This is a genomic window from Cytobacillus oceanisediminis 2691, from assembly GCF_007678455.1.
GTDB lineage: Bacteria > Bacillota > Bacilli > Bacillales > Cytobacillaceae > Mesobacillus > Mesobacillus oceanisediminis_A.
Genome location: NZ_VEEP01000009.1, coordinates 213,026 through 238,336 on the forward strand (window position 1 = coordinate 213,026; position 25,311 = coordinate 238,336).

The following is a 25,311-nucleotide window of genomic DNA, read 5'->3' on the forward strand; positions in this document are numbered from 1 at the left end:
ATTTCCTGTATGCTTCAATAACTTTACTGACCGAATTTATAATATTAAAACTGCCTTTGTCGAGTTTGGTTTTAGCTGGAATGCAAAAAGGCCTGTGATTCAGGGTCCCAGGCCGTATCACATTCTTTATGTAATTCACTCGAAGTAATACATGAAGCCGATTGCGCCGGGGCCAGTATGGGTGCTGACGATGGGCGTTGTGTCTTCAATGGTAAAATGGTCATAGCCTGAACTTTCGAAGACAGCTTCCTTAATCTTTTCAGCGAGGCTTAACCCCTCCGCATGGACCAACCCTACCCCTTTTATGATTTTCCCTTCAGTATCTTCAGTAAATTGTTTTTTTAGATATTTAACGACTTGGGAATGACTTCTTGCTTTAGATACAGGAGTGTATTCTCCACCTTCCAGTGAGGCAATCGGCTTTATATTCAACAATGACCCAATCATCGCTTTTCCTTTACCGATCCTTCCGCCCTTTACAAGGTTTTCAAGTGTATCAACGACAACAAATAAGCGAGTCTGTTTTCTTACTGTATCCAGTCTTGTCAAAATCTCATCTACTGACTTCCCGGCGGCTGCCATTCGAGCTGCCTCAAGTACCTGAAAAGCCAATCCTTTCGAAATGAACCGGGAGTCCACCACATTCACTTTCGCACTGGACATCTGGGCAGCGCTTTCTGCCGAGCGTACTGTACCGCTCATCCCGCCTGTCATATGGATCGAGATAATTTCATATCCATCCGCAGCAAGCTCGTCATACAACTTGAGGAATTCGCCAGCAGGAGGCTGCGAACTTTTTGGCAGCTCAGAAGAAGCCTTCATCTTCTCCATGAATTCACCTGGACTGATGTCCACCCGGTCCAGATAATTTTCTCCATCAATTGAAATGGATAACGGGACTACGATGATATCCCATTTCTTAATGGTCTCATCATTCAAATCACAAGTAGAATCCGTTACTATTTTAATTTTAGCCATAATATCACATCCCTATCAAAAAACACTATTACTATTATACCTATTCGTCATAACAATTTAAAATATTTGCTTGCTCTCCTATGACTCTGCACCCTTTTTATATGTTCACCCCGAGTGAAATTTCTCGTATTCCACCCATACCGGCAGGCAGAACTGCAAAAAGAACAAAAGCGCCCTTCGAGGAGGCGCTTCAAAAATAAATCTTCAGGCGTTATTTTTCAATTCGGCAGATTTGAACAGCTGCTCATAATCCGGCCATTTCATGACTCTCTTTAAATACTCTTTGAACGAATAAAACTTTTTTGCGTTTCTTTCCTGATAGATTGCTGTAATAAAAGTTTGCAAACGGACTTGGATCATAAAATAAAAAGAACTCTCTTCTTCCAACACAGGAATTTCCACGACTTTAACCTTCTGTCCAACAACATTTTTGAACTCCAGGCTTTTGAATAACAAAATATCAATCCTCTTTTATCCCCGTTTGTTTATATTATACCTTAAATACTGGTCGAAATGTGTCTGTTTGCGCTGAATTCAAAAAAAATTAACACATTTCCCTTTAAATATTCACAACCTTAAAAGCCGTTATATTTCCGGCATGTTAGGCAGCACATATACAAAAGACAAAAAAAAGTATGGGGATGCCCACACGTTTTTAAGACTATTTTTCTATTGATCCTTATTAGCTCATATGTTAAAAGGAGGTTTCCTCATCATCCATATCTCCATATTTCTCCTGCCACTCTTTTTCCTTCTTAAGCTTCCGTCTGTATACCACTTTAGACAAGTTGATGCTGACCTCATACAATAACAGCAGCGGAATCGTCACCAGTATATCTGACATGAAATCCGGAGGTGAAATAACTACTGAGATGACAACCAATATGAAGTATGCATACTTTCTGACTTTCACTAAAACATAGGGATTTATGACCCCAAGTGAGGTCAGGAACATTACGACAACTGGCAGCTCGAACAGCACTCCGAACGGGATTGTCATATTCATGATGAACTTGAAATACTTTTCCGCTGTAAAATTTGTGACCAGCATGTCCCCGCTCAATTCGACCAGGAAACTAAGTACTGTAGGAAAAATCACGAAATAGCCAAAAGCAAGACCAACGATAAATAAGATGAACAACGCCGGGATGTACGAAAGGGAAAGTTTCCGTTCAATTGGTCTGAGAGCCGGTTTGACGAACAGCCATATTTGTACAGCCAGTACCGGTATCGTACCAGCAATAGCGATGATCGTAGCGATCATGAAATAAATCCAGATTATATCGCTGGGCCCCAGGACTATTAACTTTACGTCCAAATCCCGGACAAAGAAATGATATATGTCTTTGACAAAATAAAAGCCTAAGCCAAAGAAAATAATGAAGGCAACAGCAGAAACAATCAGCCTGTTCCTCAGCTCATCAAGATGATCCACCAGATTTAATTCTTTATCTTCCATACCAATCCCCTGCCAATTCCATTTGCTGCATTTCCAATTTCATAATCAAGACTGTAAACTTCAGCCTCCGAAAGAAAAAGGGGTAAGACAAAAGCATCTTACACCCTATTTAGTGACTTTCGTAATTTCCTTTTTTTCATCTTCGAATTCTTCCATAACATCACTTGTCAATTCGCGAGTTGATTTCTTGAATTCACGAAGTGTCTGGCCAAATGCACGTCCAATCTCAGGAAGTTTCTTTGGTCCAAAGATAATGAGGGCTAAGACAAGGATTAAAATCAATCCAGGAACTCCGATGTTTGATAACATATCAACATCTCCTTTTTCATATTGTAAATCTACTATGATTATAGTACTTTTCATCCACAAAGTGGAGGAATGCTGCGAAAGTTCATAAGAAATTCACAAAGGGCACAGTGTGCCAACTAATTGTGACATTTCCTATTCTATAACATTTGTCCTCAATTATCTATTATTAATGTTATACCAGTAAATTAAACAATTGATGTTCCTTGTTCAATTCCATGAAGGCAAAGCCCTTTTTCTCCATGCTGGAAATGAGCCTATTGTATTCATGTTTATTTTTCAATTCAATACCGACAAGCGCCGGCCCGCTTTCTTTATTATTTTTCTTCGTATATTCGAACCTCGTAATGTCATCTCCTGGTCCAAGAACATCATCAAGGAATTCACGCAGCGCCCCAGCCCGTTGAGGAAAATTGACTATGAAATAATGAAGCAGTCCTTCATGGAGCAAAGACCTTTCTTTGATCTCCTGCATCCTCCCTATGTCATTATTACCGCCACTCACTACACAAACGACCGATTTGCCTTTGATTTCTTCCTTCAGAAGGTCAAGGGCGGCAATTGGCAGAGCACCTGCCGGCTCAGTAACAATTGCATGCTCATTATATAATTCCAGGATAGAAGTGCAGACCTTCCCTTCAGGAACCGCGACCAGCCCGTCTACATGCTCTTTGCAAATTTCATAGGTTTTGCTGCCCACACATTTGACAGCGGCACCATCAACAAATGTATCAATATTATCAAGGGGAATTGCACTATTCCTGTCAAACGCTGCACTCATGGACGCAGCACCGCTTGGCTCAACACCAATCAATTTTGTAGCAGGGGACACGCTTTTTATGTATGTGCTCAATCCAGCCATCAAGCCTCCGCCGCCAATACTTGCCAGGACATAATCCACAGAATCCTGGCAGTCATTAAGGATTTCCACGGCAACGGTTCCCTGTCCGGCAATTACATTTTCATCATCAAATGGATGGATAAACTCCCTGCCTTCTTTCTCGGCACATTCCCGTGCCTCCCGATATGAATCATCAAAAGTGTCCCCGACGAGGACGATTTCTATAAATTCACGGCCGAACATTTCCACCTGGCTGATTTTTTGCCCCGGTGTGGTCGCGGGCATGAAAATTTTCCCGTTAACACCTAGTTGTCTGCAGGCGTACGCCACACCCTGGGCGTGATTTCCTGCACTTGCACAGACAACTCCATTTTCCAATCCATGTTCCCATAGCAACCTGACTGCATAATACGCTCCTCTTAGTTTGAAAGAACGTACATGCTGAAGGTCTTCTCTTTTCAGATAGATATCGGCTCCATATTTTTCTGATAATCGTTGGTTCAATTGCAGCGGAGTATGGGCAACAATCTCTTTAAGATGCCTATAGGCAATAAGAATATCCTCTACACTTACCCATTTTCCTTTTAATGTTTTCTGTTCCATATCATGTCACCCTCACTTTGCAAAATAATTAATTTGTTCATTATATCACAGAAAAATTATTTGTCGATTGAATTTTTAAAATATTTGAAATTCCGGGCTTTACATTGAATAAAATGAGAGTAAAATAACATATAATAACGAAAATACGCTGGAGGGAATTATAAAATGGAATTTTCTTTGAACAGTTTTGACGGGGCTTTGCCAGTAGAGGTGACTCTCGATGAAGACAACGGGCGTTATATGATTCGCAAAAGTGATACTAGTGGAGAGTTTTTCAACAGTCCTATGGAAATGGTGAAATGGATCCGCGATAATTTGAAGCCTGAGGATTTTTGCATTCCCTCAGAATTCACCAGGATGATGAATAGCCTTTCACAATTCGAATAATAAAATCCATTGCTTCGTCCAGCCAGATTTCGAGATAAAAAGACAAAGCCCCTGCGAAAAGCAGGGGCTTTCTTGGTGGAAATTTGAATTAGATCAGGAAGCAATTCTTTTTTCATCTCTAGACCGTATGATTTTGTCTCGAACATCATCAGCAATTGCGATTAAATCCTTATCCTTGTATTGCCGACTGTAAATTGGCTGACTGATGATAACATTTATTTTTGCGGGTTTGACTAGACGGCCATTCTTTTCAAAGACATCAGCCGTACCCGTAATGGAAATCGGGACGATTGGGACACCAGAATCTATGGCAAGACGGAAGCCACCCGCTTTAAATCGGCCTACCGGTCCCCCCTTGCTTCTAGTTCCTTCCGGAAAAATCACAAGAGAATGACCTTTCTTTAACAGATCCACTCCTGTTAAAATGGAATCAGCCGCCCGTTCGCGATTTTTCCTGTCAATGAACACACAATCAATCGCTTCCATCCAGGCAGACAGTATCGGAACTTTCTTGACTTCAATCTTGGAAATGAAGCCAAATGGTTTATCAATGGCCCCAATCAGGACCGGTATATCGAAATTACCTTCATGGTTGCTGGCGAACAGAACAGGCCCTGACGGAATATTGTTCAGCCCTTGTACTTTAATCTGGGAACCCGTCAATGCCATGAACGTTTTTGACCAGTTTTTCGGCGTTTCATGGATTCTCCGCTTCTTTTGCTCAAACTCCATATCATCCGGCAACCTTTTTAATCCTGACAGTTTTGGCAAGCTCCAGACAAGATAGCCACCCATATATAAAAAACACGCAATTAAACGAAGCATTGTTTCCTCCTAAGTCCATTCTTTTGCCATTATAATGGATTTGTTTTATCAAGACTATATGATTAAACAAATTAATGAGAAAAGTGTTTTAACTTTTTTAACTGATTATGGTCGTTTCCCTTTCCCTCCATTGCTCTCAAAAGGAAAAAAGCAATCCTTTTTGAGGATTGCTTCAACGTACATGCTATTTGTGTTTAAAAATCAGGAATTCATAATCGTATGGATTCTTTTCATTCTTTGGACCGACTTCCCTTGTCTGGAGGTTCCACTTTTCTATGTCAAAGACCGGGAAGAAGGTATCTCCTTCAAACTGATGATGGATCAAAGTCAAATAAAGCCTGTCCGCTTCCGGCAAAACTTCCTTAAAAATCTCTGCACCGCCGATGACGAATATTTCCTGTTCCTTTTGGTTTGCATATTCTCTAAATTCTTCAATGGAGTTCATGACCGTACAGCCGTCAGGCCTGTAGTTTTCGTCCCGTGTTATGACAATATTTTCTCTGCCAGGAAGCGGCTTCCCTATAGATTCGAATGTTTTTCTTCCCATCATGATCGGATGTCCCATCGTTACGCGCTTGAAGAACTTTAAATCCTCGGGAAGCCTCCAAGGAAGCTGATTATGGTAACCAATTACTCTATTTTCATCCATTGCCCAAATTAATGAAATCATACACTGACAACCCCTTTAATATGAGGATGTGCTTCATAATTAACTAATTCAAAATCTTCATATCTAAAATCAAAGATCGATTTGACATCAGGATTCAGTTTCATTTGCGGCAAAGGTTTTGGATCCCTTGTCAGCTGGAGTTTAACCTGTTCAACATGGTTGGAGTAAATATGCGTATCACCAAAGGTATGCACGAAATCTCCGGGCTCTAAATCGCAAACATGAGCAACCATCATTGTCAGGAGCGCATATGAAGCAATATTAAATGGCACCCCCAGGAATACATCCGCCGATCTTTGGTACAGCTGGCAAGATAGCTTGCCATCAGCTACATAAAACTGGAACATACAGTGGCAAGGCGGCAATGCCATATTCTTGATTTCCGCCACATTCCAGGCATTGACAATCATCCTTCTGGAATCTGGATTGGTTTTAATAGTATGGATCAACTCGGAAATCTGATCAACGGTCTCCCCATCAGCACCGTCCCATGAGCGCCACTGATGTCCGTACACCGGTCCTAGTTCACCCTTTTCATCTGCCCACTCATTCCAAATCCTCACACCATTTTCCTGTAAGTACTTAACATTCGTATCACCATTCAAAAACCAAAGGAGTTCATGGATGATCGATTTCAGGTGAAGCTTTTTAGTCGTCAGCAGTGGAAATCCATCCTGGAGATTAAAACGCATCTGGTAGCCGAATGTACTGATTGTCCCTGTACCGGTACGGTCTTCCTTTTTCACACCTGTGTCCAAGACATGTTTGCATAATTCTAGATATTGTTTCATGAATTTCCCTGCCCTTCAAAAGCTACGATTTATTTCTATTCATTTTAGCAAGTATAACGGATGGAATAAAGGATATTCCTCTTTTATCTTTGATGTTCTCTAGCTAAATTCCTGCTTGTTTTTAGCAGAATCCTTGAAAAATACTACTTAAGAGCTTCAATATAATGATAGGTTTGCGGAGCTGCTTCCTTCAACAAACGTGCCGGCATCCCGCCAATATAGTACATCGCAAAGCATTCGGCAAAATATTCCTCGGGATAATCCAGGAAATATGCCCTGCCGGGAAAAAGCACGCGGCTTTCCTGTTTCCATATAGTCAGGAACCTTTCTTCCTCCCTGATTCCGTCATAGACATGGCGATCGAGTGAATGTGCAAGTTCGTGCAATTCAAGGTTGACCGACCCATGCCCCTTGCCCTTCTCACTGCTTCCAATTTTCACAAGCACAACTCTAGATCCACCAATCCCCGGAACCTGGTCCCATGTCCGTTTCGATGTGTAGCCGCGCGGAATGACTCCCTTTAAGTGACTGGCCGTAGGATTATCAGTGAGGTTGCCTTCAAATAATCGAACCTTGATATTTTGATTGATCGCTTTCTTGATCATGGATTCAGGCAAAAGGGTGAGACGCCCGATAATATTCGCTGCCTCCACCTGATCGAAGTCATCCTCCGGAAGCACCACCAAGTTTCCCGCCAGACTGGCTGCTTCAGGATCCAAAGATTCATATAGTAATGATTGTTTTGGGTATTCAAAAAGAAAAATGCCATCCATATTGGCATTTGAGCTTCCTAGTAGTGTGAAGGAAAGAATGATAACAACGAATATTTGAAAAACTTTTCGCATGTATTATCCCCTTTCCTGAAGAGTTTTTTCTGGGCGAATAACAATAGATGTGGATAACGATAGAGTGAGGGATTTCCCAATAGTAATCTATTAAAATTATAACATACGTTCGCTTGCCTGCTGGCTGAGAAATTCAGGAAACATTCTATTCTGTGGATTTTCCATGTAGAGTGGAAGATGAGCATCATAAGTTTATTGCGGGAGAACGATGGATTAAAATATTTGAAAGAGAGTTTGTTTGCGGTATCAATCATTATTTGTAGTAAAAGCAAAAAGACTCATCCGGTCAGAATGGATGAGTATGCCACAGGATTGATCATTGGGATGCACTTATTGTTTTTAGCAGCTTCACCAGACGCTCTCTGCTTTTTTCCTTCACACGCTTATTTTCCTCTTCAATTGACCTGGTTTCCTGCATACCTTTCATAATAATATGATAACATTCCTCAATCAGCTCGATCTCAATGGTCGGCGCATCCAAAACGGGGGGGACTTCCCTACTTTGCGGGTTGATGTTCTTGTTTTTCACGATCTCATTCGTCCTTTTGCCCAGCTCCCTCAACGAGTCCCCAACCAGCTTCTGTCTTTTAGCAGCGATTGACTGAATCAATCCATCTTTAAATATAGGAATGGTGCTCATGAATGACGAGTTCATCTTGGCAACCAGCCTGTCATTTCCGCTCTGCAGCATCTTTATTTGAGGTACCGCCTGTAAAGCAACCATTTTAGCCATTTCAAGATCATAAATTCTATGCTCAAGGGCATTTATCGCATTCTGCAATGTGTCAACTTCCGTTGAGACCATAAGATCTCCAGCAGGTTGTTCCAGCCTCATCTCTTTGCTTGCTGCCCATTCATTGAGCCTCATTTCGGCAGCCACTATATATTTTTCAAGCGTCAAGTAATATTGGTAGTTTTGTTCAAGCATCTGCCCCAGTCTATTCGACATTTCTGCCATTTCTCTTTTATATTTGAATATCTTCACATATATTTGATCTATTTCCTTGCCAATCGACAGATACTTATTAATTAACCTATCCATCATATTATCGGTTTTCTTGAATAGTCTGCTGAACAATCCGACTGCTGTTTTCTGAAAATCCTTCCTGTCAAACCGATCCATAATTTTACCCAGCTGAATGAGTATGTGCTCAAAATCCTCCTGGTTATCCTTCATAATAAAATCAAGAAGCTGTTCAGAGAAACGGGAAACATCAACAGCAGGTTTCATGCCAAATTCAAGGATATGAATAAGATCCTGGTCATCTATGCTCCTGGCCAGATGCTGGGCCTCCTGTTCATTCCTCAAAGCCTGCTTTAATTTGGACACCTTCGCATCGTTCAACTTCCCGTGGGAATGATTAGAATAAGGGCTTACATTTTGATCATTGATCGGAAACATCATCTTAATCACTCCTTAGACTTTTGAATAGTCCTTGAACAATGATTTTTTTCAAGACAGAAGGTTCCCTCATCTCCTGTTCAAATATGACGTCCTCAAGCCAATGGGAAACAAAGATTCTCTTATTGATGAATTTTTCTATATCGCTGTGGCCTGCAGGATTAAAAATGATCAAATCTATGCCTAATTGGTTCAATAACAGCAGCAAGGCTGCATCTGGCCTGGTAATAGTTCCATTCAGCCCGTTATTGTATATGATCACCTTGGGCACTTCCTGGGAATAATCGAACTTCTGCAGCATTTTCAATATACTTTCTGGTATCTGCATGGCCTGTGTAAACAAATAGACCCTTAAATCATCTACTTTCTCATTGTTTTGAGGTTTCAGGTTTGGGTCGGCACAAATCCTCCTGATTGCTGAAGCAATGGCTGTTTGAAGCCATTCGGGCATGTGTTGATACTTCCAATAGTGTGCGCCGGCCATCTTTTGCGGGTCAAGAAGTCCTTCTCTGTCTAGAGCCTTGTGATAATGGAACCGGAAATCACTATTTGCCCCTGTGGAAAATGGGAGCGTTTTAATGAGTAAGGCATTCTCCTGGAGGATCAGCCGATGAAGCAGCTTCCAATACTCTCGCCGGTTATTGCTGACCCCATTGACTTTTGCAAACAACGCAGGAATCCTTACTGTTTTATCCTTCATTTCAAAATATGGCCTGACCATTGCTTTTTCCTCTGCTACCAGAAACAATTCTTCGTAAGTTGTCTTTAGAGTGATAACAGAAGGCACATAGTCTCTCAACTGCCATTTTTTGTACAATAGGCTTCCAGAATCGGTCAAAATATTTTCAATCTCTTTTGATGCCTGATACGCTACTGTAGCACTGCTGTTTCTATATTCAGCGGGAAATCTTTCTGGCTCATGCTTTTCTGGATATACACGCAAAAAGCAGGTACGCTCCCGCTGTACAGCCATTTCAAGTGCGTCGTTTCCTGACGGTGTGAATGAAATGACATCACAGCCTATTTCCAGTAAAAATAACAAAAGGTACTGGTGGCTTTTTGTATAATTCCCATACCAGAGAAATGCTGGCATGTTCTTTTCCGGATCTGCTTTTCTCAAATATTGGCCGAGTTGGTTCTGGATCCAGCCGAGGACATCGTCAAGGATATTAATGGAATCCTCGCCCGCCAGTCCGAAGTCTTCATTTTTACCGAATAGCTTAAGCATTTCAATTAGTGCTAGTTTTACTTGGCTGTTGAGGATGGGATGATCGGATTTCAGCAGCAAATCCTTTTCTTCGAGGACTGAGACGAAGTCAATTGTTGACGCATTTCTTTTTTGGCAGGAGAAAACTGCTTTTTGGATTGTAAGCATACGGGCAGGTTCCGAGCTGTTGACTAATGACTCCTCAGTTAACAAAATCAGGTTATGGGAGCGAACATAATCAAATAACTGGTTATAATATTCATCCTCATCATACGGAATACCTGTGAAACTGGCTGCTACCTGTCCAATATGTAGGATATTCCCCTCTTTTTTATAAGCCGGCCGCTCATTTCCAGGCGTTTTTAAGATGGACAACCAGTTCTCATCTGTTATAGGTAATGAATGCTTCATTAAAAGATACTCTGATGGATACATAGAATCACTTCCCACTGAAGAAAAAGTTCTAACAAGCCCCTGCCAAGCTGCCTGATTCCATTATACTGGAAAAGCCATCTGCGGACCTCTACTACCTTTACGTGCTGGTTCTTAAAATGTTTCACGAATCAGTAATATGCCTGATTTTCACTTCCAAAGCCGTCCTTGCATATAGATAAATACTTCAATCTGGAAGGGTGATGCACATGCGCTTTTTATATAAGAGGCAGCCTATTGGCGAGATGGAAGACGAATTATCACAGGTCTGGCAGGCTATGTCTTCAGGCTGGCTGGTATTATTTGATCTGTTATTCTATTCGTTCATTCTCACCCTTCTGATCATGCCACTAACCTTTACGATAACCAGGTTGACCGGCACATTCATTATTATCTATTCTTCACTTGTCTGCTTATTCCTATTGATCAGGAAGGCAGGGAAGGAAAAGGATGATACTAATATAAAGTGAGTTTGCTAAACCTCTGTCCATCATGGACCTGATGATGGACACTTTTGATGGTCGACTCCCGATTTCTGTCCATCATGAACCTTATGACGGACACTTTTACTGGCCGTTTCCTGATTTCTGTCCATTAAAAGAGGAACAGACATGCCTCTGTTCCCCGACAACTCGTTTTATTGGACATTCTTTTGCTGTTCAATTCCTGCAGCTTTTTTCTTGTTCATGTAGTGAACGACAAAGGTTGCTGTGAATGTGATTAGCAGCAGAATGAAAAAATGTGCATGTTCGATATGGAGGCCGAAAACACCGGCCAGCATTTTCGCAGATATGATAAAAATAAGGGTATATGCAGTTGTCTCGAGTTCAGGGATCCGCTCAATCAATCTGATGAAAATTCCTGCAACACCTCTCATCATTAGAACACCCAGCATCCCGCCAAGCAGCAATACCCAAACTTCCTCACTGATGCCCAAAGCTGCCAGGACGCTATCAACGGAAAAAGCAATATCCATCATTTCCACTGCGGCAACCGTGCCCCAAAATGTCCCGAACATTCGGATCAGTAGCCCGCTTTTATTAATTTCAGGAATTTCACCGTTTTCAAGGCTCTCCCCTTTTTTCTTTTCCAAAAAATATTTAGTCGCAAGCCAAGCCAGATAACCTGCGCCAAGAACTTTAACCCACCAGAATTCAATAAGGTATACACCGATTCCGATTGCGATGAACCGGAATGCATAGGCGCCGAGCAATCCATAGAACAACGCTCTTCTCCTCTGTTTTTCTGGCAAATGCTTTACCATAACAGCCAAGACTAAAGCGTTATCAGCAGATAAAAGTCCTTCAAGGATGACGAGAGTCCCGATCAGCCCCCAGCTGACTGGGTCCGTTAATACTTCGATCCACATATCCCAATTGAAAAATTGGGCATATGTATCAACAAATCCTTGTATGATGTCCGTCATTCTAGATGTTCCTCCCATTTTTCAGCTGTAGGTCCATGTAGTATAGAAAAACCCAGCATCCGCCGGGCCTTTACTAAAAACATATTTCGTTTTACTTAATTTAAGTCCTATTGCAGCAAAAAAATGAGAAGCATTTAGTCACAGTGCTTGCTGGCAGATTTGATTCAACTTTTCCATTTTGGAGGAGTGTTTTTGGCCCAAAAAATCCTACCCAGCTCATAATGAGTCTGGAACTCGTCATGATAGGTATGGTAATGGAAGTTAAACCAGTGGCCATCCTTCGGCGGCTGGTCTCTTCTGACATGGAAGCGGATAATGTCCTTGCCATTATCTCCAATTATATGGAATATCTTTTCTGATTCGCCACCGCCTGGCATTTCGGTGATCTGCAATGTATTGAGTTTTTCGCCGGGAAATTGCACAGCTACCATTTCAATAGCCTTTTCAATGTTTGGCAGGATGGTCTGCCTGAATTCGTCCTCAATCACAGGGCCAATTTTGGCACCGAATTTCTCGAAGGACTGATGTTCCGCTTCCCTCATTGCCCTGTCAATGAACCGGTTCCGTTCTGCATCTTCATCAAAAGTGTCATCAAGGGAATCAAGGTATGCCGTTTCAGCGGCAGTCGATCTATCGGATCTTTCAGCTGTGGTTGTCAGGAACCCATTCACCTGTGCAGGAGATACCATCCCAAAGGTGACAATCGATATCAAGACAACTAACGATTTACGGAGCCATGCAGGCATTTGGATCACATCCTTATGTAAATAGGGAAAATTATTAATTGTTAAAATAGGAATCTATCGTCATTGTGAAAATATGGTTTAATGCAGCCTGTCCTGGTAAAAATAATATCAGGACTTTTGCTTATTATCATTATAACTTGTTTATACGTATATGTGGGCAATGGGTTTCAGATTTTTCAAAAATGGTTATAAGGAAATATTAGAGGTTTGATTACCGAGTTAAAAAGGGAGGTCTAAAAATATGGAGTGGATCACTATAGCTGTAAGTCTATTTATGCTAGCTTATTTTGTATATTTAGCCATTGCTGATTAAGCAGTGGAGTTTATGTGGACGGACAGTAAAGATCTATTTATTGTCCGTCACTCACTCTAAATATGCCCTTCACAACCACCATCTTTTTCTATGACCCCAAAGTGGAATTTCGCCGATTTCCTGACGATTACATTGAAACTATACTCTTCAAATCTTCTGCTCCTGAAATGATCTTTTAAAATAATCCTCTTCCTGGCAACACGTGCTGCGTGGTCCATCAGTTCATCCGAAAGTCCCTCATAAACAGCAAAATTCGTTAAGCTCCTGATTCCATCCGACTCAAGGATCGACTCGTCAAACATTGGATCAAAATAAACACAATCGATGCTGTTATCGCCCATTCCCTTTAAGATATCCAGTGAATACCCTTCTATTACATGTATCCTTCTCATCGCCCTGTTGATCAGTTCATTGCCAGCATCCCATGTACGCAAGCCTCTTTTGACTAAATAGGAAAGCTCCTGCCTTGCTTCTATTCCAGTAACAAAACCTTGTTCACCGACCGCAAAACTGGCTACGATACTATCCGAACCAAGACCAAGCGAACAATCAAGGAAACTCATCCCCTCATGCAATTGTGCCGCGTCTATAAGAGGATCTCTTTCCCTGTTCATAAGTCTTTTTATTCGAAACATCGCTGAGTTGGGATGGAAAAAGAACGGCTCGGTCTCTCCAAGCGGAAAAAGCTCTAACCTCTCCTTTCCAACTACCAGACAGTCGTCCTTTAACTGTTCCTGTATCTTGGAAACTGATCTTTTTTTTCTTGGAATAAATTCTGTTTCAAGTTCGACCGCAATCGCTTTTGCCTGGGCAGTCATATGTTCATCTGTCCTGCCCGCTGTAGTCACAAACACAACATACACCTCCTGCCTAAAAAAAGAAAAAGGACGTCATTTGACATCCTTTCCCGATTGGCAAATCTGATTTTACATGGATTTAAGCCCATCGTAAAAGATTACGATTGAATCTAATATCCTAAGTGCAAACTGCGGGTTATCCCGCCATTAAGTTTAGCAATTAGCTTCAAAAGCAGAAGTTAGATTCTCCATGATGGTTTCCATTGGCTGGCCTTCGATATCGTGACGAGGGATAAAGTGGACTACTTCTTTACCTTTCAACAATGCCATTGATGGTGAAGAAGGCTCAAGGTCTGTAAAATATTCACGCATTTTTGCTGTTGCATCCTTATCCTGCCCTGCAAAAACCGTCACAAGATGATCTGGTTTCTTTTCACTTCTTAAAATTGCCTGTGTTGCTGATGGACGGGCAAGACCTGCCGCACAGCCACATACAGAATTAACAACGACCAAAGTGGTACCTTCCGCATTTTTCATGAAATCTTCTACTTCATCTGCAGTAAGCAATTCTTTGAAACCTGCGCGAGTCAGTTCTTCACGCATCGGCTTAACCATTTGCTTCATATATTCTTCATATGCCATTGACATAAATAATCCCTCCCAAACATTGGTTTGCAGTGTTAGCATACTATATAATTTGGGCCCAACGCAATAAAAGAACGTCTCGATTTAGGAATGAACAGGTTCCTGTACTTTTTCTCCTTCAAACAGGTCCGTTACAGCTCCTCTGGAAGAACAGGAAACAAGTCGTGCATATTTAGCCAAAGTCCCTCTGGATGGCAGTGCCGGCGGAGTCCAATTCAGCTTTCGGGCAGCGAGCTCTTCCTCACTCAGTGCCACAGATAACACCTTTTGTTCACTATCAATCGTGATCATATCCCCATTTTGTATCAATGCAATCGGTCCGCCAACCTGGGCTTCAGGAGCTATATGGCCAATGACAAGACCGTGGCTGCCCCCGGAAAACCTTCCGTCCGTAAGCAGTGCCACACTTTCTCCCAGGCCTTTCCCGACAAGGATGGCTGATAATGACAGCATCTCCGGCATGCCCGGTCCGCCTTTTGGCCCCTCATATCGAATGACTAATACATCCCCGGCAACGATTTCATCGGACATTACTGCCTTTGATGCTGATTCTTCATCGTCAAAAACTTTTGCTGGACCAGTCATACTCTTCACTTTCAGGCCAGAAACCTTTGCTACTGCTCCGGATGGGGCAAGATTCCCTTTAATGACCACAAGCGGCCCATTTTCCCTGAAAGGCTGATCAACCGGCCGGATTACTTTTTGGCCTGGATTCAAGTCCGGAAAGTCCTGAAGGTTCTCTGCGATTGTTTTGCCAGTGACCGTGAGACAATCTCCATGAAACATTCCTTCTTTCAAAAGCATCTTCATGACAGCAGGGACTCCTCCTGCTTCAAAAAGGTCCTGCATGACGTATTGCCCGCTCGGTTTCAGGTCCGCAAGGTGAGGGACTTTTTCCTGAATTCTATTAAAATCTTCAAGGGTAAGGTCAACTTCAGCCGCATTGGCGATTGCCATCAAATGGAGTACCGCATTTGTGGACCCGCCAAGTGCCATTACCACGGTAATCGCATTCTCAAAGGCTTCTTTCGTTAAAATTTGCCTTGGACGGATATCCTTTTCAAGCATCTGATAAACTACTTCACCGGCCTTATAACAATCATCCCGCTTCTCATCCGTTTCTGCCGGATGGGATGAACTTCCCGGCAGGCTCATCCCTAGAGCCTCAATCGCACTGGCCATTGTATTGGCTGTGTACATACCACCGCACGAACCTGAACCTGGACAAGCATGACACTCAATTTTATGCAGCTGTCGATCCCCGATTGCACCTTTATTGTATTGGCCAACTCCTTCGAACGCAGACACTATATCAATGTCCTTGCCATCAAGCTTCCCAGGCTTGATTGTCCCTCCATAAACAAAAACAGAAGGAAGATCCATCCTAGCGATCGCCATCATGCAGCCTGGCATATTTTTATCACAGCCGCCGATTGCAACAAAACCATCAAGGCTTTCCCCCTGGACTACAGTTTCGATAGAATCAGCTATCAAATCACGGCTTGGGAGGGAATACCGCATCCCTTCTGTTCCCATCGAGATTCCATCGGATACCGTGATCGTATTGAAAATAAGGGGAGCACCACCTGCTGCTCTCGCACCTTCTTTGGCTTTAACGGCCAGCTTATCGATATGTATATTACACGGAGTTACCTCGCTCCAGGTACTTGCAATCCCAATCATTGGCTTTTTAAAATCTTCATCATTGAAGCCAACTGCACGCAGCATCGCTCTGTTTGGTGCCTTCCTGGCATCATCACTGAATACATGGCTTTTAATTCTTAAATCTTTTCCCATTGATTGTCCCTCCCGATTTTTTATTCATTACCTTACCTCTTTTCTCGTCCAATTGCAATAATAATCTAAATATTTTAATTATTAAATATTTGTAAGCGGATTCATTTGAATAAAAGAAAACACACAGGAAATATTGCAGTATTCCTGTGTGTCTATTATAAATTATTGTTTTCTTGATTCTGTCATCTGTTTCCATACTGACCCTTTTGCTTCTTCGCCATGTTCAATCCGGGCAATAGCCAATTTCACCTGCATGCTTACTTCAAATTCGGAATCATCTTCAGCTTGCTTTAGCGCAGGCAAGGCTCTCTCATCCCCAACTTCATACAGGAACATGGCTGCACGCCAACGGACAAGCTTGCTTTGATCTTTAAGAGCTTCCATCATTGTGTCCATCGCTTCCGGGAACCCAAGATCCGATAAGCAATCTCCTGCTGTCCTGCGAACCGTAACAGTTTTATCCTGCAGGGCATTATACAATAAAGGCAGTGCTATTTTATCCTCAATCATTCCTACATACACTGTTGCCAGGCGGCGTATGGATGCTTTCTCATCCTGTAACGCTTTTTCGAGTACAGGCAGGTCATCTATTGTCGGGTCGTCCATTTGTTCAAGGAACTGATATCTGATGCGCCAATCAGGATTGTCCAAATCTGCCTCCGTTAGCCTGATCCTCTTTTTTGCCGCTTTCAACTGGGCTTCCTGTCCTGGATTTTGCGCTAATCTGACCAAATCCTCCAGCCTTTCCGGAGGATAAGCTGCCAAAAGCTCTTCGACAACCTCATTTCCAACGTGCTCAAATTCGCCATAACGGATACCAAGTTCTTTCCACCTACGGACCATGACCACGTTATCCTCAGGAGTCTGTACCTCTCCTATTTTTTTCACAAATAATTCCGGAAGTCCGAATCGCTTCTCTTCTGTTCCATCCGTTAGCTTCACTTGCATTGGGATTCCTTTATACATTTGGACCAGCACTTTGATTTCTCCAAAATGTTCATTGATTTCAAGTGAACTATCCCCGGATTCTTCTGCCTCTTCGCCGAAAGCTTTCCTCACTTCAGGAAGAATGACCTTCCAGTCAAATTTGGCATTCCTTTCGACTGCCAGGAAGTCTGCCACATGGTAGACCCCTTTTAACCCTTCAATATCCAATATGTTCAACACGACTTCCGGTGCCCCAGCCGCCGAGTCTTTTTTATAATTATTGCTCTTGCCCATAGGAAGTTCTTCGTCTAGATTGATTTTCATCGTATTCGGGCTTGGTGTTGGTTCAATCGATAAAATTTTCACATTCCCACCCCTTTATATTATTCAGGAATGAAGCCATTTTAACATAACAAATGAACAATCGCATTTAGGAGACATTAAACAAGGCCTGGAATCCAGGCCTTATTCGTCAGCGAGCTCAGATAAGTAGCTCCATCTTTCAATTAAATACTCTAGCTGTTCATTCAACTCTTCTTCTTCTTTCATCAAGGCCTGGCCTTTTTCGAAATCGCTTCCGATATTGGCCATTTCTCCCTGTACTTCTTCGAGTCGGGCTTCAGTACCTGCAATCTTATCATCAATTTCTGCCCATTCCTTTTGCTCTTTGAAACTTAGTTTCTTTTTCTTCGTTTTTTCAGGCTGCTCCGCCTTTTCTTTCTTCGGCTGGGAAGAAACCGAATCAGGTTTCGGGCGTTTTTCCAGGTAATCGGTATAATTGCCGTAATAAAGGTCTGTCTGGCCATCACCTTCTAATACAAGCAGCAGGTCAACGACTTTATCAAGGAAATAGCGGTCATGGGACACGGTAATTACAACACCAGGGAACTCCTCCAGATAATCCTCCAATACAGTCAAAGTCTGTGTATCCAGATCATTAGTTGGTTCATCGAGCAGGAGGACATTCGGTTCCTCCATCAACAGCTTCAACAGATAGAGCCTGCGCTTCTCTCCTCCTGAAAGCTTTCTGATCGGAGTTCCATGTGCATATGGCTGAAACAGGAATCGTTCAAGCATTTGCGCAGCCGAAATCGTTTTTCCATCGGTTGTATGGACAATTTCTGCTGTTTCCTTCAGGTATTCAATTACCCGTTTATTCTCATCCATGTCTTCATTTTCCTGTGTATAATAAGCAATTTTAACTGTCTGGCCCGTGATGATTTCACCAGAATCAAGTTCTATTCTTCCCGACAGGATATTCAGTAAAGTGGATTTCCCTGTTCCATTTCGGCCGATGATTCCCAGCCTGTCACCCGGCTTCACGAGAAGGTTGAAATCATCCAGGATGATTTTGTTCTCATATTTTTTGGTTGCATCCTTCAGTTCAAGCACCTGCTTGCCCAGACGGCTGCCACTTAAGGAGATGTCCAGTTTTTCAGTGGACTTAACATTCGACACTTCTTCATCCAGTTTATCAAAACGCTGGATCCTTGCCTTCTGCTTCGTTGTCCTGGCCTTTGCCCCTCTCCTGATCCATTCCAGTTCCTGTCTGAATAAATTCTTCTTCTTCTCTAGTGTCGCGGCTTCATTTTCTTCGCGGATTGCCTTTGCTTCAAGGAAACTCGCATAGTTTCCTTTATAGCTGTATAGGCTTCCCCCGTCCAGCTCAAAAATCCTGTTCGTCACTCTGTCAAGAAAATACCGGTCATGGGTAACGAGTAAAAGTGATCCGGAATATCGGGAAAGATAGTCTTCCAGCCACTTGACTGTTTCATAGTCAAGATGGTTGGTAGGCTCATCCAGGATCAGCAAATCAGGAGATTCAATCAGCACCTGTGCGAGTGCGACACGTTTTTTCTGACCGCCAGATAGCTCACCCATTGTTCGTGTGAAGTCTGAGATCCCAAGCTGCATCAGAATCGACTTTGCCGCCGTATTCGCATCCCAGCCATCAGAACTGTCCATTCTCCGCTGCAACTCGTAAAATCTTTCCTGAACTCCTTCATCATCTGGTTTTTGGCCTAACTCAGAGAGAACCAATTCATAATCCCGCATCAGCTTCAGGATAGGAGCCTCTCCGCTGAAAACCTGATCAAGGACGGTTTTCTCTGGTTCCATTTCAGGTTGCTGGGATAAAAACGAGACTTTATAGTCTTTTGCAAAAATCAACTCTCCAGAGTCCGGCTGGTCAATCCCCGCCACGATTCTCAGCAAAGAAGATTTTCCGGTGCCGTTCACTCCGATTAATCCGACCCGTTCACGCTCGCCTATCGTAAATGTTATTCCTTTGAACAGTTCTTTTTCTCCGTATGTCTTTGTCACGTTTTCAATCGTGATCATTTTCATGCCTTACCATTCCATTCACTGTAAAATTGTTCAAGGAAAGCTTCCATAAAACGGTGCCTTTCCTCAGCTAGTTGTTTTGCATGGGGTGTATTCATTTTATCTTTCAGCTTCAAAAGCTTTTCGTAGAAGTGATTGACCGAAGAACTGCTGCCATTCCGGTATTCCTCAAGAGTCATCTCTCCTCTGACACCAAGGCTGGGTTCATAGATTGGATGGCCTTTCTTGCCTCCAAAAGCAAAAGTCCTCGCAATCCCGATAGCACCAAGGGCATCTAAGCGGTCTGCATCCTGGACGATCTCTGCTTCTATACTGCCGAGTTCCAGCACCCTGCCGCCCTTAAAAGAAACCGTTTCAATACAGCTCTTAATCCTAGAAGCAGTGTCACCATCTAATTCTATGCTTTGTAAAAATGAATCAAGCTTCGCCCATCCAGCTGCTTCCGATTCATTCAATTTATCATCCGGTATATCATGAAGCAAGGCAGCCATTTCGATTATGAACCAGTCACCCTGCTTTTCCTTCTCCCAAATCAGCTGTGCATTTTTCCTCACCCGGTCAATATGATGCCAATCATGTCCGGAAGAATCACTGCCCAGTTCCTTTTTCACAAATTCCTCTGTGATTTTTATTAACTCTTTCATATTCAGCACCTACTTTCCTACCGAACTCATTTTACCATATAAATCGGATGGTGATGGGAGTATAAGTACAGAATTGGACAGTAGGGCTTTATCTACATCTTATAGACATTTTGATTTTTTCCGCGTATTGAAATGTCTATTAAAACCGGTTTCTTGGACTTTTTGACCTCTTCCCCGCGTTGAAATGTCTATTTAAACCCGGTTCTTGGACATTTTGACCTCTTCCCGGCGTTGAAATGTCTATTAAAACCCGGTTCTTGGACATTTTGACCTTTTCCCGGCGTTGAAATGTCTATTAAAACCGGTTTCTTGGACATTTTGATCTCTTCTCAACGTTGAAATGTCTATTAAAACTTGTTTCTTGGGCATTTTGACCTCTTCTCAGCGTTTAAATGTCTATAAAAATCGGTTTCTTGGACATTTTGATCTCTTCCCGGCGTTGAAATGTCTATTAATCTCAGCTTATTATTCCCAAAGACAAAAGAAAAAGTGCCAAATCGGCACTTAGACTTTTGCGTTATTCCAGCTGATTCCGATGGTATGTTCACCGGCATGGACGCCGATGACTGCTCCAATCGGGCAGCTGAGGAATTGAATACCCGGGAATATTCCTTCAAGCTGGCTTTGCCATTCATCAGCAGCTTCTTTGTGAAGTCCATAGAGGATGTATACCTCTTCTACTCCGTATTTTTCTTGAGATACCTTTAGATACTCGAATATTTTGTCGCGGGCCTTCTTGTCGCTTCGCACCTTTTCCTTGGTATTCAATCCGCCATCTTCAATGCTGATGATTGGTTTTATGCTGAGCATACTTCCGAGGTAAAATTGCACCCCCGACATTCTTCCGCTGCGATGAAGCTGTTCCAGATTCCCAATCATCACATAGGTTTCATTTGAATCACGGATGATTTCAAGTTTTTCCTTTATCTCCTCAACGGTGGCACCTTGCTCAGCAAGATAAATCCCCTTTTTCAAAAGTGATGTCAGCGGATAAGTGAGGATTTTCGAGTCAAAAGTGATGACCGGTATGTTCACAGCTTGTGCCGCCTGTACACTTGAAGCGACTGTTCCGCTCAATTTTGAGGAAATCAAAACCGCGAAAACAAGGTCATATTCTTTTTCAAGTTTTTCATACAACTCCATAAAGACACCCACAGGCGGTTGTGAAGTTTTAGGCGGCGTCTTCACCTCTTTTAACTTTTCATATAATTCTTCTGCCGTTAAGTCCTTGCCATCCAGGTATTCAACATCATCCAAAACAATTGTCATTGGCACCTGGTAGACATCGGGATTGTTTTTCAATTCCTCATCCAGATAAGCAGTACTATCCGTTACCCAAGCTATTTTCTTCAAACAATCTCCCCCCATTTAAAACCTGTTTTCTCCCCGGACATCTATACATGTCCAAAGTTTATATTAAACATAGATAGTTTTCTGCAGATTAATGTTTAAAAACATTCTGATAATAGATTATTCTGAAAACAACATAGAAATTCCTGCCTATTAAAGCAGGAATTATTATTCAGCCAATAATTTTTTTAGTTTATTCAACGAGTCAATCATATAATCGATCATTTCTGTTAAATCATCAATCTGCTCCTCATAAACGAGGCGGTTAAATGAAACCCTGGCATTATTTTTGATCCATTCACTTTCTGCCAGCGGAGAAACCTGTAAGGATTGGACGATTTCCCTTTCCTTTCCCCAGATATCTTCCAGTTCTTCCTGTATGGATTGATAAACCTGAACTTCTTTTCTCAGCAGCAATGAGAATGAAATGTCGACTATGCATCCTGCAAGGGGATTAGCGCCTCCGCTTCCTAATAATTCAGCGGAAAGATTCTCTAAACCAGCCTCTAAAGTCAAGGTCGCCGCAATTTCTTTTTCATTGTATCCACTAACAGTGAAGCAAATTTCGTATTTTCTCGATAGCTTGGCTGAATTGATCCAGTCATTCCGATCAACTACTTTGATTTCCCCGCTCAAATCCCTGTCATATATTTCGCCTTCTATTACGACTTTTATGTTTTCAAAAGCTGTCGGATCAAACAAAACAGTTCACTTCCTTTAAATTTCAAATCCAATATTAAGGAACCAGCCTCCCATATGGAAGGCTGGCACTTAGATTTCGAGACGATTTAGACTAAAATAGGCCAACTGCATTCCCATCTTCATCAACGTCCATATTCAGCGCAGCCGGCATTTTAGGAAGTCCAGGCATCGTCATGACTTCACCTGTCAGGGCGACGATGAATCCCGCTCCTACCGATGGCTTCAATTCTCTGACTGTAATGGTAAACCCTGACGGACGGCCAAGTTTTAGAGGATCATCTGATAAAGAGTATTGTGTTTTAGCCATACAGACTGGCAGAACACCCCAGCCAAATCCTTCAAAATCCAGGAGCTGTTTCTTAGCCTTTGTTGAGAACTCGACTCCATCTGCACCATATACCTGAGTGGCAATCTTCTTGATTTTATCCTCTAGTGTATCGGATAGGTCATATAGATGGGCAAAGGAATTTTCACTTTTTTCAATCACATCGAGCAAAGTCTCAGCCAGCTCAATTCCACCAGCACCGCCCTTTTCCCATACTTCTGTCAGCGCAACTGGTATGCCTGCATTCTCACACATTTCTTTCAGTGTATTCGTTTCAAGCTCTGTATCGGTAATGAATCGATTGATTGCAACAACATACGGCAATCCGAAGCTGGCAATCGTTTCAACATGCTTTTTCAAGTTTGTGAAACCGTCCTTTAATGCCTGGACGTTCTCGTTAACCAACTCGGTTTTCTTCATGCCCCCGTGCATTTTCAGCGCACGGATGGTTGCCACGATGACAACTGCTGCTGGGTCGATTCCAGATGTTCTTGCTTTGATGTTCAGGAACTTTTCTGCCCCAAGGTCTGCCCCGAATCCCGCTTCGGTCACAACAAAATCAGCCAGCCTGGATGCCGCTTCAGTTGCGATGACACTATTGCAGCCATGGGCAATATTCGCAAAAGGACCTCCATGGATCAATGCAGGAGTATGTTCAATCGTCTGGACAAGATTTGGTTTAACGGCTTCTTTCAGTAAAAGTGTGAGTGCACCTTCTACTCCAAGATCGCCTACTGTAACAGGCTGTTTGTCAAAGTTATAGGCAACAACCATATTGGATAGGCGCGTCTTTAAGTCCTTTAAGTCGCTTGCAAGACATAAAACCGCCATGATTTCAGAAGCAACCGTGATATCGAACCCATCTTCACGAGGTACACCCTGAAGCGGCCCGCCAAGTCCGATGATAACCTTCCTTAATGCACGGTCATTCAAATCAAGTGCCCGCTTCCAGACGATTCTGCGCTGGTCAATATTCAGGTTATTTCCCTGTTGAAGATGATTATCGATTAAAGCAGCCAGAGCATTGTTGGCTGTGGTTATGGCGTGCAGATCGCCTGTGAAGTGAAGATTGATGTCTTCCATTGGAAGCACTTGTGCATAGCCGCCCCCTGTTGCACCGCCCTTGATCCCCATCGTCGGTCCGAGTGATGGTTCACGCATGGCAATCATTGTCTTTTGTCCCAGCTTATTTAAAGCATCAGCGAGTCCGACCGTCACAGTCGATTTCCCTTCCCCAGCAGGAGTCGGATTAATCGCAGTGACAAGTACAACCTTGCCGCTTTCCTTTGTTTTCAGTTTCGCCAAAGCTTCTGATGACAGCTTTGCTTTATACTTGCCGAACATCTCGATATCATCGGCAGCAAGTCCTATGCTTGCAGCAATATCAACGATCGGCTTCATTTGGCTTTCACGAGCAATTTCAATATCTGACTTAACCTGAACATTCGTTTCCATTCCCAAACCCCCCAGATATTATCTATGTGCTTACCATCTTATATTCTACCATCAGAAAATTACTATCAGGTAAAAAATATTTATTTGTCATAAAATTTCCTCTTTAGCCAATTGCTCCATGAAAGAATTCAGACTATAATAAAAATTACTGACTTTAGTTTGTTAAAAGGGAGGTTATGTTATGCCAATCAAAATCCCGCTGCATTTGCCAGCGAAAGAAATATTGGAAAAAGAAAACATTTTCATCATGGATGACACTCGCGCTTCAAGGCAGGATATCCGCCCATTAAATATTTTGATCCTGAATCTTATGCCTGAGAAAGAAAAGACTGAGAGACAGTTGCTTCGACTGCTCGGAAACACTCCGCTCCAGGTTAACATCACTTTTTTGAAAACAGCTACATATGACTCCAAAACCACATCCCGATATCATCTAGACGAGTTTTACCAAACCTTCAGCCAGGTAAAAGAAAAGAGATATGATGGGATGATTATTACTGGTGCGCCAATCGAACTTATGGAATTCGAGGAAGTGGAATATTGGAATGAGTTGAGGGAAATCCTTGATTGGACAAAGGAAAACGTGACATCGACTTTGCATATCTGCTGGGGAGCGCAGGCTGCCATCTATCATCACTATGGCATTGGCAAATACGTCCTTCCGCGAAAATGCTCAGGAATCTTCAATCATGTAGTCCTGGATGAAACGGAAAAGTTGTTAAGAGGGTTTGACGATGAATTTTTTGCACCCCATTCACGTAACACCGAATTATCTATTAATGAACTTGAAAACCATCCGGATTTAAAAATTCTTGCGGTTTCCGATGAAGCAGGACCATTGATCATTTCAAGCATGGATGGGGCCAGAATCATGATTACTGGCCATCTTGAATATGAAGCTGCAACTCTAGCAGAGGAATATGCACGAGACAGGGACAGGGGAATTGATATCCAGGTTCCTGAGCATTACTTTCCAGATAACAATCCTGAAAAGAAACCGGCCAATCGCTGGAAGTCTCACGCACATTTGTTTTTTTCAAACTGGCTCAATTATTATGTGTACCAGGAGACTCCTTTTGAATGGAATTAAAAACA

At 42.5% G+C, this 25,311-nt stretch carries 25 protein-coding genes; 3 read left to right on the plus strand and 22 right to left on the minus strand.

All coding sequences use genetic code 11. The features are described from left to right. Window positions 1-135: 135 nt before the first annotated feature. From FS736_RS18220 to ilvA, 5 genes are all read right to left on the minus strand, one after another. Entirely contained in the window at window positions 136-978 is an 843-nt protein-coding gene (locus tag FS736_RS18220; RefSeq protein WP_144479903.1) for a DegV family protein, read from the minus strand. A 204-nt stretch (window positions 979-1,182) separates the two neighbouring features. Next, entirely contained in the window at window positions 1,183-1,434 is a 252-nt protein-coding gene (locus FS736_RS18225) for a DUF2535 family protein (protein WP_144479905.1), read from the minus strand. Between the two features lie 238 nt (window positions 1,435-1,672). Continuing rightward, a complete protein-coding gene (gene tatC, locus FS736_RS18230; protein WP_144479907.1) occupies window positions 1,673-2,437 on the minus strand; it encodes a twin-arginine translocase subunit TatC in 765 nt (254 codons plus the stop codon). Between the two features lie 105 nt (window positions 2,438-2,542). Beyond that, a complete protein-coding gene (locus FS736_RS18235; RefSeq protein ID WP_079509461.1) occupies window positions 2,543-2,746 on the minus strand; it encodes a twin-arginine translocase TatA/TatE family subunit in 204 nt (67 codons plus the stop codon). A gap of 172 nt (window positions 2,747-2,918) precedes the next feature. Then, window positions 2,919-4,187 (minus strand): threonine ammonia-lyase IlvA, encoded by a 1,269-nt coding sequence (ilvA, locus tag FS736_RS18240; RefSeq protein ID WP_144479909.1) that lies wholly within the window; start codon window positions 4,185-4,187, stop codon window positions 2,919-2,921. Between the two features lie 165 nt (window positions 4,188-4,352). Between ilvA and FS736_RS18245 the strand changes: the two genes are divergently transcribed. Beyond that, window positions 4,353-4,574 carry a hypothetical protein gene (locus FS736_RS18245; RefSeq protein ID WP_144479911.1) on the plus strand — a complete coding sequence of 74 codons (222 nt, stop codon included), beginning with the start codon at window positions 4,353-4,355 and terminating at the stop codon, window positions 4,572-4,574. A 93-nt stretch (window positions 4,575-4,667) separates the two neighbouring features. On the opposite strand, the gene FS736_RS18250 is transcribed toward FS736_RS18245, so the two are convergent. From FS736_RS18250 to FS736_RS18275, 6 genes are all read right to left on the minus strand, one after another. Then, window positions 4,668-5,399, minus strand: coding sequence for a lysophospholipid acyltransferase family protein (locus FS736_RS18250; RefSeq protein WP_144479913.1), 732 nt, complete (start codon window positions 5,397-5,399; stop codon window positions 4,668-4,670). Between the two features lie 184 nt (window positions 5,400-5,583). Then, window positions 5,584-6,069, minus strand: a complete 486-nt coding sequence (locus tag FS736_RS18255; RefSeq protein WP_144479915.1) for a dihydrofolate reductase — start codon at window positions 6,067-6,069, stop codon at window positions 5,584-5,586. Then, entirely contained in the window at window positions 6,066-6,860 is a 795-nt protein-coding gene (locus FS736_RS18260; protein WP_144479917.1) for a thymidylate synthase, read from the minus strand. The genes FS736_RS18255 and FS736_RS18260 overlap by 4 nt, the downstream gene beginning before the upstream one ends. Before the next feature lie 143 nt (window positions 6,861-7,003). Then, window positions 7,004-7,705, minus strand: coding sequence for an anthrax toxin lethal factor-related metalloendopeptidase (locus FS736_RS18265; protein ID WP_144479919.1), 702 nt, complete (start codon window positions 7,703-7,705; stop codon window positions 7,004-7,006). A 316-nt stretch (window positions 7,706-8,021) separates the two neighbouring features. Continuing rightward, entirely contained in the window at window positions 8,022-9,110 is a 1,089-nt protein-coding gene (locus FS736_RS18270) for a toxic anion resistance protein (RefSeq protein WP_144479921.1), read from the minus strand. Between the two features lies 1 nt (window position 9,111). Continuing rightward, the gene (locus FS736_RS18275) at window positions 9,112-10,749 is read right to left on the minus strand and encodes a YceG family protein (RefSeq protein WP_144479923.1); all 1,638 of its coding nucleotides are present in this window, start codon (window positions 10,747-10,749) and stop codon (window positions 9,112-9,114) included. 206 nt (window positions 10,750-10,955) lie between these two features. On the opposite strand from FS736_RS18275, the gene FS736_RS18280 reads away from it, so the two are divergent. Beyond that, window positions 10,956-11,216: a hypothetical protein gene (locus FS736_RS18280; protein WP_144479925.1), complete on the plus strand. Its 261-nt coding sequence runs from the start codon at window positions 10,956-10,958 to the stop codon at window positions 11,214-11,216. A gap of 167 nt (window positions 11,217-11,383) precedes the next feature. On the opposite strand, the gene FS736_RS18285 is transcribed toward FS736_RS18280, so the two are convergent. The 11 genes from FS736_RS18285 to FS736_RS18335 all read right to left on the minus strand — a co-directional run bounded on the left by FS736_RS18285 (window position 11,384) and on the right by FS736_RS18335 (window position 24,216). Then, the gene (locus FS736_RS18285) at window positions 11,384-12,172 is read right to left on the minus strand and encodes a TerC family protein (RefSeq protein WP_144479927.1); all 789 of its coding nucleotides are present in this window, start codon (window positions 12,170-12,172) and stop codon (window positions 11,384-11,386) included. Window positions 12,173-12,336: 164 nt separating this feature from the next. Then, window positions 12,337-12,918, minus strand: a complete 582-nt coding sequence (locus tag FS736_RS18290) for a YpjP family protein (protein ID WP_144479929.1) — start codon at window positions 12,916-12,918, stop codon at window positions 12,337-12,339. Window positions 12,919-13,287: 369 nt separating this feature from the next. After that, entirely contained in the window at window positions 13,288-14,085 is a 798-nt protein-coding gene (locus FS736_RS18295; RefSeq protein WP_144479931.1) for a class I SAM-dependent methyltransferase, read from the minus strand. 156 nt (window positions 14,086-14,241) lie between these two features. After that, window positions 14,242-14,676 carry a BrxA/BrxB family bacilliredoxin gene (locus FS736_RS18300; RefSeq protein WP_144479933.1) on the minus strand — a complete coding sequence of 145 codons (435 nt, stop codon included), beginning with the start codon at window positions 14,674-14,676 and terminating at the stop codon, window positions 14,242-14,244. 81 nt (window positions 14,677-14,757) lie between these two features. Beyond that, window positions 14,758-16,470 (minus strand): dihydroxy-acid dehydratase, encoded by a 1,713-nt coding sequence (gene ilvD / locus FS736_RS18305; RefSeq protein ID WP_144479935.1) that lies wholly within the window; start codon window positions 16,468-16,470, stop codon window positions 14,758-14,760. A gap of 162 nt (window positions 16,471-16,632) precedes the next feature. After that, on the minus strand, window positions 16,633-17,763 hold the full coding sequence (locus FS736_RS18310) for a conserved virulence factor C family protein (protein ID WP_144479937.1): 1,131 nt from the start codon (window positions 17,761-17,763) through the stop codon (window positions 16,633-16,635). A 99-nt stretch (window positions 17,764-17,862) separates the two neighbouring features. Continuing rightward, a complete protein-coding gene (locus FS736_RS18315) occupies window positions 17,863-19,743 on the minus strand; it encodes an ABC-F family ATP-binding cassette domain-containing protein (RefSeq protein ID WP_144479939.1) in 1,881 nt (626 codons plus the stop codon). Next, window positions 19,740-20,384, minus strand: coding sequence for an HD domain-containing protein (locus tag FS736_RS18320; RefSeq protein WP_144479941.1), 645 nt, complete (start codon window positions 20,382-20,384; stop codon window positions 19,740-19,742). The genes FS736_RS18315 and FS736_RS18320 overlap by 4 nt, the downstream gene beginning before the upstream one ends. A gap of 504 nt (window positions 20,385-20,888) precedes the next feature. Then, window positions 20,889-21,737, minus strand: coding sequence for a DegV family protein (locus FS736_RS18325; protein WP_144479943.1), 849 nt, complete (start codon window positions 21,735-21,737; stop codon window positions 20,889-20,891). A gap of 165 nt (window positions 21,738-21,902) precedes the next feature. Beyond that, window positions 21,903-22,436 carry a hypothetical protein gene (locus FS736_RS18330; protein WP_144479945.1) on the minus strand — a complete coding sequence of 178 codons (534 nt, stop codon included), beginning with the start codon at window positions 22,434-22,436 and terminating at the stop codon, window positions 21,903-21,905. Window positions 22,437-22,527: 91 nt separating this feature from the next. Next, entirely contained in the window at window positions 22,528-24,216 is a 1,689-nt protein-coding gene (locus FS736_RS18335) for a formate--tetrahydrofolate ligase (RefSeq protein WP_144479947.1), read from the minus strand. A gap of 181 nt (window positions 24,217-24,397) precedes the next feature. Here FS736_RS18335 and metA point away from each other — a divergent pair, with 181 nt between their 5' ends. After that, window positions 24,398-25,306, plus strand: a complete 909-nt coding sequence (metA, locus tag FS736_RS18340; protein ID WP_144479949.1) for a homoserine O-acetyltransferase MetA — start codon at window positions 24,398-24,400, stop codon at window positions 25,304-25,306. Window positions 25,307-25,311: the final 5 nt, after the last annotated feature.

Coding starts and splice junctions, on each gene's coding strand:
- FS736_RS18220 (WP_144479903.1), bottom strand. CDS start 978: ATGGCTAAAATTAAAATAGTAACGGATTCTACTTGTGATTTGAATGAT.
- tatC (WP_144479907.1), bottom strand. CDS start 2,437: ATGGAAGATAAAGAATTAAATCTGGTGGATCATCTTGATGAGCTGAGG.
- FS736_RS18235 (WP_079509461.1), bottom strand. CDS start 2,746: ATGTTATCAAACATCGGAGTTCCTGGATTGATTTTAATCCTTGTCTTA.
- ilvA (WP_144479909.1), bottom strand. CDS start 4,187: ATGGAACAGAAAACATTAAAAGGAAAATGGGTAAGTGTAGAGGATATT.
- FS736_RS18245 (WP_144479911.1), top strand. CDS start 4,353: ATGGAATTTTCTTTGAACAGTTTTGACGGGGCTTTGCCAGTAGAGGTG.
- FS736_RS18250 (WP_144479913.1), bottom strand. CDS start 5,399: ATGCTTCGTTTAATTGCGTGTTTTTTATATATGGGTGGCTATCTTGTC.
- FS736_RS18255 (WP_144479915.1), bottom strand. CDS start 6,069: ATGATTTCATTAATTTGGGCAATGGATGAAAATAGAGTAATTGGTTAC.
- FS736_RS18260 (WP_144479917.1), bottom strand. CDS start 6,860: ATGAAACAATATCTAGAATTATGCAAACATGTCTTGGACACAGGTGTG.
- FS736_RS18265 (WP_144479919.1), bottom strand. CDS start 7,705: ATGCGAAAAGTTTTTCAAATATTCGTTGTTATCATTCTTTCCTTCACA.
- FS736_RS18270 (WP_144479921.1), bottom strand. CDS start 9,110: ATGATGTTTCCGATCAATGATCAAAATGTAAGCCCTTATTCTAATCAT.
- FS736_RS18275 (WP_144479923.1), bottom strand. CDS start 10,749: ATGTATCCATCAGAGTATCTTTTAATGAAGCATTCATTACCTATAACA.
- FS736_RS18280 (WP_144479925.1), top strand. CDS start 10,956: ATGCGCTTTTTATATAAGAGGCAGCCTATTGGCGAGATGGAAGACGAA.
- FS736_RS18285 (WP_144479927.1), bottom strand. CDS start 12,172: ATGACGGACATCATACAAGGATTTGTTGATACATATGCCCAATTTTTC.
- FS736_RS18290 (WP_144479929.1), bottom strand. CDS start 12,918: ATGCCTGCATGGCTCCGTAAATCGTTAGTTGTCTTGATATCGATTGTC.
- FS736_RS18300 (WP_144479933.1), bottom strand. CDS start 14,676: ATGTCAATGGCATATGAAGAATATATGAAGCAAATGGTTAAGCCGATG.
- ilvD (WP_144479935.1), bottom strand. CDS start 16,470: ATGGGAAAAGATTTAAGAATTAAAAGCCATGTATTCAGTGATGATGCC.
- FS736_RS18315 (WP_144479939.1), bottom strand. CDS start 19,743: ATGAAAATGATCACGATTGAAAACGTGACAAAGACATACGGAGAAAAA.
- FS736_RS18320 (WP_144479941.1), bottom strand. CDS start 20,384: ATGAAAGAGTTAATAAAAATCACAGAGGAATTTGTGAAAAAGGAACTG.
- FS736_RS18335 (WP_144479947.1), bottom strand. CDS start 24,216: ATGGAAACGAATGTTCAGGTTAAGTCAGATATTGAAATTGCTCGTGAA.
- metA (WP_144479949.1), top strand. CDS start 24,398: ATGCCAATCAAAATCCCGCTGCATTTGCCAGCGAAAGAAATATTGGAA.